The sequence below is a fragment of the Chitinophagaceae bacterium genome (genome assembly GCA_016717285.1).
Taxonomy (GTDB): domain Bacteria; phylum Bacteroidota; class Bacteroidia; order Chitinophagales; family UBA10324; genus JACCZZ01.
In genome coordinates this window covers 1,696,411-1,709,171 of the sequence record JADKFU010000005.1, presented here as the reverse complement: position 1 = coordinate 1,709,171, position 12,761 = coordinate 1,696,411, and the positions used below count along the sequence as shown (strand labels likewise).

The 12,761-nt window shown below is 40.7% G+C and carries 11 protein-coding genes; 6 read left to right on the top strand and 5 right to left on the bottom strand.

Annotated elements, in window-relative coordinates; all coding sequences use genetic code 11:
- The first annotated feature begins 212 nt into the window (after positions 1 to 212).
- The 6 genes from bamD (at position 213) to IPO83_16755 (ending at position 6,563) form a co-directional block, all read left to right on the top strand.
- A complete protein-coding gene (gene bamD, locus IPO83_16780) occupies positions 213 to 1,034 on the top strand; it encodes an outer membrane protein assembly factor BamD (GenBank protein MBK9732909.1) in 822 nt (273 codons plus the stop codon).
- Positions 1,021 to 1,365, top strand: coding sequence for a DNA-directed RNA polymerase subunit omega (locus IPO83_16775; GenBank protein MBK9732908.1), 345 nt, complete (start codon positions 1,021 to 1,023; stop codon positions 1,363 to 1,365). The genes bamD and IPO83_16775 overlap by 14 nt, the downstream gene beginning before the upstream one ends.
- Positions 1,366 to 1,572: 207 nt before the next feature.
- Positions 1,573 to 2,835: a bifunctional phosphopantothenoylcysteine decarboxylase/phosphopantothenate--cysteine ligase CoaBC gene (coaBC, locus tag IPO83_16770; GenBank protein MBK9732907.1), complete on the top strand. Its 1,263-nt coding sequence runs from the start codon at positions 1,573 to 1,575 to the stop codon at positions 2,833 to 2,835.
- Between the two features lie 54 nt (positions 2,836 to 2,889).
- Complete coding sequence (locus IPO83_16765; GenBank protein MBK9732906.1) at positions 2,890 to 3,789, top strand: DUF4835 family protein; 900 nt, start codon at positions 2,890 to 2,892, stop codon at positions 3,787 to 3,789.
- 177 nt (positions 3,790 to 3,966) lie between these two features.
- Positions 3,967 to 5,625: a DNA repair protein RecN gene (gene recN, locus IPO83_16760; GenBank protein ID MBK9732905.1), complete on the top strand. Its 1,659-nt coding sequence runs from the start codon at positions 3,967 to 3,969 to the stop codon at positions 5,623 to 5,625.
- Between the two features lie 116 nt (positions 5,626 to 5,741).
- The gene (locus tag IPO83_16755; protein ID MBK9732904.1) at positions 5,742 to 6,563 is read left to right on the top strand and encodes an SDR family oxidoreductase; all 822 of its coding nucleotides are present in this window, start codon (positions 5,742 to 5,744) and stop codon (positions 6,561 to 6,563) included.
- 102 nt (positions 6,564 to 6,665) lie between these two features.
- Here IPO83_16755 and IPO83_16750 read toward each other — a convergent pair whose 3' ends face one another.
- The 5 genes from IPO83_16750 to IPO83_16730 all read right to left on the bottom strand — a co-directional run bounded on the left by IPO83_16750 (position 6,666) and on the right by IPO83_16730 (position 12,583).
- Positions 6,666 to 7,529, bottom strand: a complete 864-nt coding sequence (locus IPO83_16750; GenBank protein MBK9732903.1) for a sigma-70 family RNA polymerase sigma factor — start codon at positions 7,527 to 7,529, stop codon at positions 6,666 to 6,668.
- 309 nt (positions 7,530 to 7,838) lie between these two features.
- Positions 7,839 to 9,968, bottom strand: coding sequence for a polyribonucleotide nucleotidyltransferase (gene pnp / locus IPO83_16745; protein MBK9732902.1), 2,130 nt, complete (start codon positions 9,966 to 9,968; stop codon positions 7,839 to 7,841).
- A 141-nt stretch (positions 9,969 to 10,109) separates the two neighbouring features.
- A complete protein-coding gene (rpsO, locus tag IPO83_16740) occupies positions 10,110 to 10,379 on the bottom strand; it encodes a 30S ribosomal protein S15 (protein MBK9732901.1) in 270 nt (89 codons plus the stop codon).
- A gap of 184 nt (positions 10,380 to 10,563) precedes the next feature.
- On the bottom strand, positions 10,564 to 11,412 hold the full coding sequence (locus IPO83_16735) for an acetyl-CoA carboxylase carboxyltransferase subunit beta (protein MBK9732900.1): 849 nt from the start codon (positions 11,410 to 11,412) through the stop codon (positions 10,564 to 10,566).
- Between the two features lie 112 nt (positions 11,413 to 11,524).
- Positions 11,525 to 12,583, bottom strand: a complete 1,059-nt coding sequence (locus tag IPO83_16730) for a class I fructose-bisphosphate aldolase (GenBank protein ID MBK9732899.1) — start codon at positions 12,581 to 12,583, stop codon at positions 11,525 to 11,527.
- Between the last annotated feature and the right edge of the window lie 178 nt (positions 12,584 to 12,761).

Sequence of the window (12,761 nt, the reverse complement as noted above, 5' to 3'; positions counted from 1 at the left end):
TTTATCTGATAGCGTTGTTATTGAGGGGCAAAATTTCTTCAAGATAATGAATGGCAAACGGTCGTAATTAACTTTCAGCCAGTATCCGTCGCCAATTATTTAGCTTTCAAGCTACCAGAAGGTCTTTTTATCCAGAAAGCAATGTTCTTTCTGTTGGCAATATTATTTGGAACCGCTTCGTTTTCATGATTTTACAGTATCTTTGCGCGCTTATGAAAAGTTGGAAACGCTTTTTATTCTTTGTACTTGCCTTTGGAATCATAGCACTTTCAGGATGTAGTGAATATCAGGAAGTATTAAAAAGCACTGATACCACTCTCAAACTTCAAAAGGCTAAAGAATATTACGATGCAGGTCTTTATTATAAGGCACTCCCCCTTTTTGAAGATTTGATAAACTTCTATAAAGGCACAAAGGAGATGGAAGATATTTCCTACTATTACGCTTACACCCATTTTCATCTCAATGAAAATCTGTTGGCCGCCTATTATTTTAAAAACTTTTCCATAACCTACCCTTATAATGAGCATGCTGAAGAGTGCCTTTTCATGAATGCTAAATGTTATTACATTTTATCACCTGACATTCAATTAGAACAATCATATACCGAAAAAGCGATTGGTGAATTACAGCTATTTGTAAACCAGTACCCATCGGGAAAGTATGTGCCTGATGCAAATCAGATGATTGACGACATGCGTCGCAAACTTGATCTTAAAGCATACAAAAGCGCTGAGCTTTATTTTAAAATGGGCCGATACAGCGCCTCCTCTGTTGCTTTCAAAAACCTTTTACATGACTATCCTGACAGTCCGTACATTGAACGCGCTATGTTCATGATAATTAAGTCAAATTACCTGTATGCTTTAAACAGTGTTCCTTCAAAACAAAGGGAACGTTATCAGACCACTTTGGACAGCTACCAGATTTTTGCAAATAAATATGCCGGCAGTTCTTACATGAATGAGGCAAAAGATCTTTACGAAACAACCAATAAAAACATAACTAAAATCAAAACTGATGAGCAAGAATAAACGCAATGCAAACGGTACCATTTCTCCTGTAATGGAAACTAAAAATCTTTCAGAGATGCAGAAAAAAACCGGTAATCTTTATGAATCCATCGTAGTGATTGCAAAGCGGGCCAACCAGATTTCATCCCAGTTAAAAGAAGAGTTGCACGGTAAACTTGAAGAGTTTGCTACTACAACTGATAACCTCGAGGAAATTCATGAAAACCGTGAGCAAATTGAGATCTCTAAGTATTATGAGAAGATGCCGGATGCAACGCTCATCGCTACACAGGAATTTATGGAGGACAAAGTGTATTTCCGCAACCCTGTTAAAGACAATGAAGCAATCTGATTCGTAGCCTTTGAGTTTCAGTTTTCCCGTTTGTTGTCAGCCGGAACAAATGATTCTCATGGGCGCTAAAACCTTAGAACACATTTCATAGCGTGATGCTTTCAGCATGCAATCTGATTTCATATACCTTGAATCTCTGATAAATAGGAGTCTGATGGTGCAACAAGAGGTATTTATTTATCCTTTTTCTCCTTATAACTTTTGCCTGTGAACTCAATTTCCGGTAAAAAGATCCTGATGGGTGTTACCGGCAGCATTGCCGCGTATAAAAGCGCGCTTCTAATCCGGCAATTGATAAAAGAAGGTGCCGAAGTAAAAGTCGTAATGACAAGAGAGGCGAGTAATTTTATAGCTCCTCTTACACTGTCCACTCTTTCCAAAAACAAAGTAGATATTGACCTTATAGAGGACAAGGCAATGCTGTGGAACAATCACGTGGAGTTGGGACTTTGGGCTGACATACTGTTAGTAGCTCCTGCCACTGCAAATACCATTGCAAAGTTTTCAAACGGGCTTTGCGACAATCTGCTTACTGCCGTGTATCTCTCTGCACGTTGCCCTGTGGTAATCGCACCTGCAATGGACGAAGATATGTGGATGCATCCGGCAACACAAAACAATATTGCCAGGCTTTCTTCATTCGGACATGTTTTAATTCCTGTAGATTCAGGGGAATTGGCAAGTGGCCTGATGGGCCCGGGAAGAATGGCTGAACCTACCGCTATTGTAAATTATCTCGATTCGTATTTTGCAAAAATAAAAATGGACGGGATCAGCAAAAAGGCACTGTCTGGAAAGACAGCACTTGTTACAGCCGGACCAACCCACGAACCAATTGATCCTGTACGTTTCATCGGAAATCATTCTTCCGGAAAGATGGGAATGGCTATAGCTGAAGAATTGGCAAATCAGGGTGCCACGGTGAAATTGATTTTAGGCCCTACAACGTTGGGTGCTGTTCATGCAAATATTAAGACCACAAAAGTCACCACCGCGCAGGAAATGTATGAGGAAGTACACAAGAATTTTCCAGGAACAGATATCACAGTAATGGCTGCAGCCGTAGCGGATTATACACCGGAATCTTTTGCTGCTGAAAAAATAAAAAAGGGCGCTGAAACCCAGCTTCATCTTTCATTAGTTAAAACACCCGACATACTCAGGTCATTAGGGGAACAAAAAAAGAATGGACAATTGCTCATCGGATTTGCACTTGAGACTGCCAACGAAATTGTTAATGCCAAAGAAAAACTCCGGAGTAAAAATCTGGATATGATTATCCTCAACTCTCTCCGCGATCAGGGAGCAGGATTCCAACACGATACCAACAGAATTACGATTATTGACAAACAGGAACAGCTACATTCTTACGATTTGAAAAACAAACAAGAAGTTGCGAAAGATATCGTTAGTTTCATTTTAAAGCTCATGAATCATGCAGTATCTTCGGCAACTTCAAATAGCAGATAGGCGGAGTATTTATCTTTACCTGAATTAAATAGGCACGCGATAACTTTTTCAACAATGAAAAAATATCTTTTCGTTTTTATCATTTTATGTTGCACTGCTTTCTGCCGTGCACAGGAACTGAATTGTACAGTAAAAGTGATTACTGCACAACTGCAAACCGCCGATCCAAAAATATTTCAAACACTTCAGAAGTCTGTTTATGAATTTATGAACAATCGTAAATGGACCAATGATAATTTCTCAGCCACTGAAAGAATAGAATGCAGCATCCTGATTAATATAACGCAGGAAATTTCATCTGATAAATTCGGTGCGCAAATTTCTGTACAGAGCAATCGTCCGATATACAGCGCCGGATATAATTCAACACTCTTGAAATGGGTTGACAAAGATTTTCAGATTCAGTATACTGAATATCAGCCTTTGGAATTTAATGAGAACAACTATCTCTCGAACCTGACATCAGTACTTGCTTATTATGCTTATACTATTATTGGCTTTGATTACGATTCATTTTCGCCTTCAGCCGGAACACCTTATTATCAGAAAGCCCAAAGTATCGTGAATGCAGCGCAATCCAGTTCTGAACCAGGCTGGAAATCATACGAATCGCTTCGTAACCGATACTGGCTCATTACTAATCTTCTTGATACAAAGTTCGCGGATGTCCGGGAAGTGCTTTATAAATATCACCGGGAAGGTCTCGATAAGATGTTTGAAAATACCGATCAGGGAAGAAAGGCGATCGATAATTGTCTTACTCTGTTGAGCAAAACCAGCGACAATGCTCCTAACTCCATGATCATGCTAGTGCTGCTCCAGGCAAAATCTGATGAACTGGTCAATATCTATTCAAAGGCCACCCCGCAGGAAAAAGCAAATGCGGTGCAGGTACTTTCCAAACTTGATGCATCCAACTCATCCAAGTACCAGGCAATTATGAAATCTAATTAATATTGGTCACTGTTGAATAATCAATCGTCTTTTATTCATTATTAGGTAAGACTATTTTTGAAAAAATCCGCTGAGGTAAGAACTCATTTACTACGGCACTTTCAATTTCCCGTGACATGTTGAAAAGATCAATATTCAAAATACCTAAGTATCATTGTACCAAATTAACTTTGATTTATGCTGCGTAAATTATCCATTCGCAATTATGTCATCATCGAACAACTGGAACTTTTGTTTTCAGACCAACTCACTGTCATTACAGGTGAAACAGGTGCAGGCAAGTCAATTGCAATTGAGGCATTGTCACTTATATTGGGCGAACGTGCTGATGCATCCGCTTTGTTTGATAAAGAAAAAAAATGCGTGGTGGAAGCTACTTTCGAATCTTTATCACCGGATTTGAAAATTTTCTTCGATGAAAATGATCTTGATTTTGAAAAGCAACTGATCCTGCGCAGGGAAGTTCTGGCTGCCGGTAAATCACGTGCATTCATCAATGATACACCCGTTAATTTATCGGTGATGAAATCGTTGGGAGATCAACTGGTTGATATGCATAACCAGCATGAATCTCATGAATTAAACACCACGCAGTTTCAAATTACAATACTGGATTCGCTGGCAAAACAAGAAAGTGCAACGCAGGAATTCCGCATGCGTTTTCTTGCTTACCAGGAAAACTTAAAAAGATCCAATCATTTGCGCGATCATCATCAGCGTGAAACACAGGAACTTGATTATCTCTCCTTTCAATTGAAGGAACTTGCCAATGCAACATTAAAAGACAATGAACAGGAACCTGCTGAACAGGAGTTGAAACAATTAGAACATGCTGAAGAGATCAAAAAATTATTTGCAGCTGCCTATAACTTACTACAGGAAACCGACACCGCCATAAAGTACCAGTTAAAAGAAGTGATCAGCTTACTGAGCAGTGCAAAAAAATATTTTCCTCAAACTGAAGTGCTGATATCACGCCTCGAAAGTGCGCGTATTGAGTTGGACGATATTTCAGATGAAATAGCATCCAGCCAGTCCATTTTAAATGTTGATCCTGAACGCTTGCAGGAAATCACCCAACGTTTAGATGTCATTTACCGGCTTGAAAAAAAGCATCGTGTACACTCGGTTGCAGAATTACTGCGGATAGCATCGGAACTTGAAGTAAGAATTCAGGCCATCAGCATTCATACAGATGAATTAGAAAGTCTTGAAAAAAAATTAGCGGTTGATAAAAAAGAGCTGCTTGCTTTTGCCTTATTGCTCTCTAACGAAAGAAACAAGCAAATGCCCGTGGTGATGCAAGCAGTAAATAAGATGCTCAAAAGTGTTGGGATGCCACATGCGGAAATCAGTATTCAACAGGAATCATTACCTGCCGGTGAATTGAATGTTTTCGGTATCGATAAATTCCGTTTTCTCTTTGCATCAAACAAAGGCAGCGAATTTCAGGAGGTTAGAAAAGTTGCCTCGGGCGGTGAATTATCCCGACTGATGCTCTGTATAAAATCATTGATTGCAGCTACCACTGCCCTACCAACGCTGATCTTTGATGAAATTGATACCGGTATTTCAGGAGAAACAGCCATGAAAGTTTCTGCCATTTTAAAACAGCTTTCAACACATCACCAGGTAATTTGTATCACACACTTACCACAGATTGCTGCTAAAGCCAACATGCATTATTTTGTTTACAAAGAAACATCTGCTGATCGCACCTTCACCCGCATCCGCACACTCGACCAGGAGGAAAAGATCAAAGCTATTGCGCAAATGATCAGTGGAGAAAAAGTGACTCCTGCCGCCCTCGAAAGTGCCCGCGAACTTTTGAATTGACCGGATCATCTCCATTGGCTTCGCTGCCACCATTAAACCAATCAACAATTAAGCAATTTGCGAATTCAATTCAGCTAATTCCAAATTGATAATTACATTTGTTAAAACCAGCTACCATGCCGTATAACTTATTGAAAGGAAAGAAAGGACTCATTTTCGGAGCATTGGACGAAAGTTCGATTGCCTGGAAAGTTGCCATGCGTTGTCATGAAGAAGGTGCAATACTCACCTTGTCAAATGCGCCAATTGCTATGCGAATGGGTAAAATAGCTGAATTGGCTACCGCGGTTAATGCCGAAATTATTCCCGCTGATGCTACCAGTGTAGAAGACCTGACGAAACTTGTACAACGCACGCTGGAAATTCATGGCGGACCGATTGATTTTGTACTGCATTCTATCGGCATGTCACCGAATGTGAGAAAGAACAAACCTTACACCGAACTGAATCATGAATTCATGCTGAAGACGATGGATATTTCTGCACTTTCCCTGCATAAAATTATTCAAAGTTTCTATCAGCTTGATGCACTGAATGAAAATGCCTCTGTGCTTGCGCTAAGCTATATTGCAGCTCAGCGTGTATTCCCTAATTACAACGATATGGCAGATGCCAAGGCATTGCTTGAATCGGTTGCACGAAGCTGGGGTTATCATTATGGCGTGAAGAAAAAAGTGCGTGTGAATACTATTTCTCAATCTCCTACTTACACCACCGCCGGTTCCGGCGTAGCTGGATTTGATATTTTTTTCAATTATGCGGAAGCGATGTCACCACTGGGCAATGCAACTGCCGATGAATGTGCCGACTACTGTGTTACCATGTTTTCTGATTTAACCAAAAAAATCACCATGCAGAACTTGTTTCATGATGGTGGTTATTCGCTGACGGGTGTGAGTGGGAAAATGATGGAGTTGTTTAAGAACAAAGCGGATTAAAGAAATTATTAGATTGAAAATAGAAATGCTAAAAAAAGAAGGGCCGCTAACGATAGCGGCCCTTCTTTTTTTACGACAATAATATTTGCTTATTGAAATCTATTATCCAAGGTAAGTCCTGAGCGTGCGGGCAGACTTCAACTTGCGCAACCTGCGAATCGCCTTCTCCTTTATCTGGCGAACGCGTTCACGGGTTAACCCGAAGCGCTGTCCGATTTCATCCAGGTTCATGGGCAATTCACCATTTACTCCAAAGAAGCAGCTTACAATATCCGCGTCCCGTTTATTCATGGTGGAAAGCACTCGTTTGATATCTTTCTTTAACGACTCCTTTGCCAAATCTTCATCCACCGGTTTAGAATCAGAATCCTGATAAAATTCTATCATGGTGCCTTCTTCATTTTCTTTAATCGGAGCATCCATGGAAAGGTGTTTTCCTGCTCCTTTCATCATTTCAGTAATTTCCTTGGCTGATACATTCATGATGTCTGCAAGTTCATCATGACTGGGCTCTCTTTCATGTTGCTGTTCAAAGTGTATCATGATTTTGTTCAGTTTGCTCAATGATCCCACTTTGTTGAGAGGTAAACGAACCATTCTCGATTGCTCTACCAATGCCTGCAAAATTGACTGGCGGATCCACCAAACTGCATAGGAAATAAATTTAAATCCTTTTGATTCATCAAATCGTTGTGCCGCTTTGATCAGTCCGATGTTGCCTTCGTTTATAAGATCGCTGAGAGACAATCCCTGGTGTTGGTATTGTTTTGCGACAGACACTACGAAACGAAGGTTTGCCTTCGTCATCTTTTCCAAAGCACTCTGATCACCCATTCTAATCTTCCTCGCAAGCGAAACCTCTTCTTCCGGCGTAATCAGGCTCATCTTTCCTATCTCCTGAAGATATTTCTCCAGAGAATCGTTATCACGAGCAGTGATTTGTTGGGTAATTTTTAACTGTCTCATCGTCAAATGATTTTACAACATGAACAAATACAACGGGCACATTCTTTTAGTTCTGAATAGCAGTTGATTTTACGCACAAAAAAAACTAAACCGAACAAAAACTTCGCCATAGTTTAGTCAGCAATCAATGTTTGACCAGCGGGTGACAAAAGAGTTTCAAAAAATAGCCTATTAACTGACTTTTCAAGACAGAAAGACCTGAGGAAATGTTGCTTGACTTAAAGGATGTTCATAAAAAAAGCAGGAACCGACTTTACCGATTCCTGCTTCCAAGCTATTTAAAACAGCTTCTTTATGTCTGAAAATCAATCAATTCTGCGATGAATTTTCCATCAGTGCCTTGCTTGAAAGTTTGAATTTTCCTGTTTTCTTATCCACATCGAGAAGTTTCACTTTAATAATATCTCCTACGTTCATAACTCCTTCCATTGTTTCAAGTCGTTTGTTTGAAACTTCTGAAATGTGAAGAAGACCTTCTTTACCTGGCAAAAACTCAACGAATGCGCCATAAGGCATAATTGATTTCACCTTCGCATCATATACTTCCCCAGGTTGAGGAATGGCAATAATTCCCCTAATTCTTGTTAAGGCCTTGTCAATAGATTCCTTATTTGCAGATGCTATCAGTACTTCCCCTTCGTCACCTACTTCAGAAATATTAATGGTGGTTCCGGTTTCACGTTGCATCTCCTGAATTACTTTACCACCGGGACCAATTACAGCACCGATAAATTCACGCGGGATCATGATTTTGATGATTCTTGGCGCATGTGGTTTGTAATCTTCTCTCGGAGCCGGCATTGCTTCATTCAGGATACCCAGTATGTGTAACCTTCCCTGCTTCGCCTGTTCCAATGCCTTAAACATTGTTTCAAAACTCAACCCTTGTACCTTGATATCCATCTGACAGCCGCATATACCCTTCTCCGTTCCGGTAACTTTAAAATCCATATCACCTAAGTGATCTTCATCTCCCAATATATCAGAAAGGATGGCCACTTTTCCATCTTCCCGGGTAATTAATCCCATTGCTATGCCTGAAACGTGGCTCTTCATCTTAATGCCTGCATCAAAAAGTGCCAGTGATCCGGCGCAAACGGTTGCCATTGAGGAGGAACCGTTGGATTCGAGAATATCAGATACCACTCGGATGGTATATGGATTATCATCTCCTCCGGGCAGCATGTTTTTCAATGAGCGCATAGCAAGATTACCATGACCTACTTCGCGTCGTCCCGGGCCACGATTCGGTTTTACTTCACCAGTTGAAAAAGCAGGAAAATTATAATGAAGGATAAATTTGGTGTAAACCAATTCCATTGCTTTATCCAGCATCAGTTCATCGAGCTTGGTACCGAGCGTTACTGTAGTTAAAGATTGCGTCTCACCCCGCGTAAAAATTGCAGACCCGTGGGCAGAAGGCAGATAGTCAGTTTCTGTCCAGATTGCACGAACCTGATCCGTTTTTCTTCCATCCAGTCTAATGCCTTCATCGAGAATCAGGTTTCTGATTACATCATATTCCAGATCACTGAAGTATTTTTTAGCTAATTTAATTTCAGTATCGTTCTCCCAATCAGCTACCATTGCTTTTAGCTCCTCTTTTATCGCACCGAAGGCTGATTTACGATCTGATTTTGAGGCACCGGATTTTGCAACCTGGTAAACTTTGTCTTTGAAAGCTTCAGTAACCTTATCTTTGATCTCCTGACTTTGAGCTGCTTTTTCGTATTCCCTAAATGGCTTCTTACCTCCGCATAAGGCAGCCAGCTCCAATTGTGCCTGGCAATGCAATTTAATAGCTTCGTGGCCCACCTTGATTCCTTCCAGCATATCCGCCTCAGATACTTCTTTGGCCTCGCCTTCCACCATTACGATACTGCCTGCTGAGCCGGCAACAATAATATCAAGATCCGCTTTGTCAATTTCCTGCTTGGCAGGGTTCACCACAAATTTGCCGTCAATTTTACAAACCCGAACTTCTGAAATAGGTCCATTGAAAGGAATATTAGAAACTGTTAACGCTGCTGATGCGGCAAGTGCAACCAAAGAATCAGGCATGATAGTCTGGTCAGCAGAAAGTAACGTAATTATTACTTGAGTGTCATAAAGATAATCCTCTGGAAATAAAGGTCTTAATGCGCGATCAACTAATCGGCTAATTAATATTTCATAATCTGAAAGTCGTGCTTCGCGACGGAAAAATCCGCCTGGAATTCTGCCGGCAGAAGCAAACTTTTCCTGGTAATCAACAGAAAGCGGGAAAAAATCCTGTCCTTCTTTTACTTCTTCTTTAGAAACAACTGTTGCCAGAATCATGCAGTTACCCTGACGAACGAGCACCGCGCCATCGGCCTGTGTAGCTAATTTACCGGTTTCAATAGTGATTGGTTTGCCGTCACCCCCATCAAAGGTTTTGCTAATTGCAATTTTGCTCATGTTATTGGATTAAAAGTATGTTTAGAGAGGTGCTGAAAGTCAGATGCTACAGCAAATTGCGCTACACAACAGGCGCATATCTCATAACGGGTTAGAAAATAGTGAATCCGTCAGCAATGCTGACAACTTTATGAATGGTTATTATTTGCGGAGATTGAGCTTTTCTATAAGCTTCCTGTAAGATGTTAGATTGGTTTCCTGCAAATACTTTAACAGCCGTTTACGCTGACCAACCAATTTCAATAATGACCGTGAAGAATTGTAGTCCTTCTTTTGACCATCCAAATGGCCAGAGATGTGGTTAATTCTCTCCGTCAACATCGCAACTTGCGCTTCGGCTGAACCTGTATTTTTTTCAGAGCCGCCGAAATTCTTAATGATTTCTGTCTTTCTTTCTTTCGTTAATTCCATTTGAATTAATTCTTTTTTCTGATTTTTAAAACGCGCAAATATAAAGGTTTTTCTTTAGCAAGGAGCACTTATTTTGGTTAACAAGATGACCGAAACCGCGATCTAAAGCAAATTTCCAATTTGATTATTCAATCGATAAGGTGAAATATCAGTCCTTATAAACTATCAAAAGGTCAAGGATTACCTATTTCTCGTTCATCAGTATGACTATTACATCAGAAAGCCGGTCTTTGAGTTCTTTCCTATCCACGATAAAATCAAGAAATCCATGTTCAAGCAAAAATTCGGAACGTTGAAAGCCTTTCGGGAGGTCCTTTTTAATAGTTTCCTTGATTACCCTGGGTCCTGCAAATCCAATGAGTGCCTCCGGTTCAGCAATATTCAAATCTCCGAGCATTGCAAATGAAGCTGTTACTCCACCTGTTGTAGGGTCAGTCATCAAGGAAATGAATGGAAGTTTTGCTTCCGCAAGCTGGGTAAGTTTTGCAGCCGTCTTTGCCAATTGCATCAGCGAAAACGCAGCTTCCATCATCCTTGCTCCTCCTGATTTGGAAATAATCAGCAATGGTGCTCTTGTCTTGATGCAATGATCTATGGCCGATGAAATCCGCTCTCCGACCACACTTCCCATGGATCCTCCAATGAAATTAAAATTCATGCAGGCGCACACCAGTTTCTTCCCATTTATTTTACCGGAAGCTACTGAAATAGCTTCAGATACATTTACCTTTTTGGCAGCATCGTCAAGACGATCCTGATAACTTTTTAAGTCCTTAAATCCCAACAAATCGCGTGGGCGTAAGTCCTCAAATAAAGGCTTGTATTCCTTGTCGAACAATATTTCGAAGTACTCCACTGAATTAATTCGTGGATGATAGTTGCAATTGATACAGACGTATTTATTTTTCTTGAGATCGTCTGTCGGTATTGTCTTTTTACAGGAAGGACACTTCCACCATAACCCTTCCGGAACTTCGAGTTTTTCCTCTGTTGTGGTGGTTATTCCTTCTTTGCTCCTTTTAAACCAGGCCATTTAATTTGTATTGACTACCAGAGAAATCACATCTTTTTCAAAACTTTTCAGCAGGCATTAGCAACAAATTGCTAATACAAGTGAATAATTTAAGCCATCAACATTCAGCGTGTTAAGCAAGATCAATTTTCTTTTCAAGATAAACATCCTGAATCATGTTCAGTAATTCCACTCCGTCATTCATGGGTTTCTGGAAGGCTTTTCTTCCACTTATCAATCCTTGTCCACCTGCTCTTTTGTTCACAATAGCTGTGAATACCGCTTCCGCCATATCTGACGCTCCTTTAGATTCGCCGCCGGAATTGATTAGACCGATACGTCCCATGAAGCAATTGATTACCTGGTAGCGACAAAGATCAATCGGGTGTTCGGTAGTGAGTTCACGGTAAACTTTAGGGTGCGTTTTGCCAAATTTCAAAGCTTCATAACCGCCATTATTAGTTGGCAATTTCTGTTTAATAATATCTGCCTGAATCGTAACGCCAAGGTGATTGGCCTGTCCCGTTAAATCAGCAGCAGTATGAAAATCTATTCCATCTTTTTTATATCCGGAATTGCGCAGATAGCACCAAAGAATGGTTGCCATTCCCAACTCATGTGCATATTCAAAGGCCTGTGAAACTTCCTGTAATTGACGGGTAGCTTCATCACTTCCAAAATAAATGGTGGCACCTACCGCTACTGCACCCATGTTCCAGGCGTCTTCAATGGTGCCAAACATTACCTGATCGTATTTATTCGGGTAGGAAAGAAATTCATTGTGGTTGATCTTAACAATGAAAGGAATTTTATGCGCATATTTTCGTGCTACTGAACCAAGCACACCATACGTAGAAGCCACTGCATTACAGCCACCTTCCATTGCGAGTTTAACAATATTTTCAGGATCAAAATAGATTGGATTGGGTGCGAATGATGCGCCTGCACTGTGCTCAATACCCTGATCAACCGGTAGAATAGATACGTACCCGGTTCCACCTAATCTTCCGTTACCATAGATTGTTTGCAAACTGCGCAACACCTGATTACTACGGTTGGTACCGGCAAAAACACGATCAATAAAATCAGGCCCGGGTGCATACAAAAGTTCTTTATTCACGGTGCCACTGATGTGATTCAAAAGGTACTCGGCTTTGTCTTCGAGCAATGAAGTAATCTTACTTAACGACATAGGAAGTTGATTTTTTGAATTTAGTTATGAGGGCAAATATAACAAAGTTCGGTTTGGATGAACAGCAGGATATTGTTAAGGTGCACGACAAGATCTGTCTATGGCTGGCGTCCAGGCAACCTTAAAACCCGTGATCAGCGGGACGCCGTCCACGGACTAATGTTCTGCTTGGATGATC

Excerpts from the sequence above, each read along its gene's own strand:
- IPO83_16775 (MBK9732908.1), top strand. The coding sequence starts at position 1,021 with ATGAGCAAGAATAAACGCAATGCAAACGGTACCATTTCTCCTGTAATG.
- IPO83_16730 (MBK9732899.1), bottom strand. The coding sequence starts at position 12,583 with ATGTCGTTAAGTAAGATTACTTCATTGCTCGAAGACAAAGCCGAGTAC.
- rpsO (MBK9732901.1), bottom strand. The coding sequence starts at position 10,379 with ATGGAATTAACGAAAGAAAGAAAGACAGAAATCATTAAGAATTTCGGC.
- IPO83_16735 (MBK9732900.1), bottom strand. The coding sequence starts at position 11,412 with ATGGCCTGGTTTAAAAGGAGCAAAGAAGGAATAACCACCACAACAGAG.
- pnp (MBK9732902.1), bottom strand. The coding sequence starts at position 9,968 with ATGAGCAAAATTGCAATTAGCAAAACCTTTGATGGGGGTGACGGCAAA.
- IPO83_16765 (MBK9732906.1), top strand. The coding sequence starts at position 2,890 with ATGAAAAAATATCTTTTCGTTTTTATCATTTTATGTTGCACTGCTTTC.
- IPO83_16755 (MBK9732904.1), top strand. The coding sequence starts at position 5,742 with ATGCCGTATAACTTATTGAAAGGAAAGAAAGGACTCATTTTCGGAGCA.
- IPO83_16750 (MBK9732903.1), bottom strand. The coding sequence starts at position 7,529 with ATGAGACAGTTAAAAATTACCCAACAAATCACTGCTCGTGATAACGAT.
- bamD (MBK9732909.1), top strand. The coding sequence starts at position 213 with ATGAAAAGTTGGAAACGCTTTTTATTCTTTGTACTTGCCTTTGGAATC.
- recN (MBK9732905.1), top strand. The coding sequence starts at position 3,967 with ATGCTGCGTAAATTATCCATTCGCAATTATGTCATCATCGAACAACTG.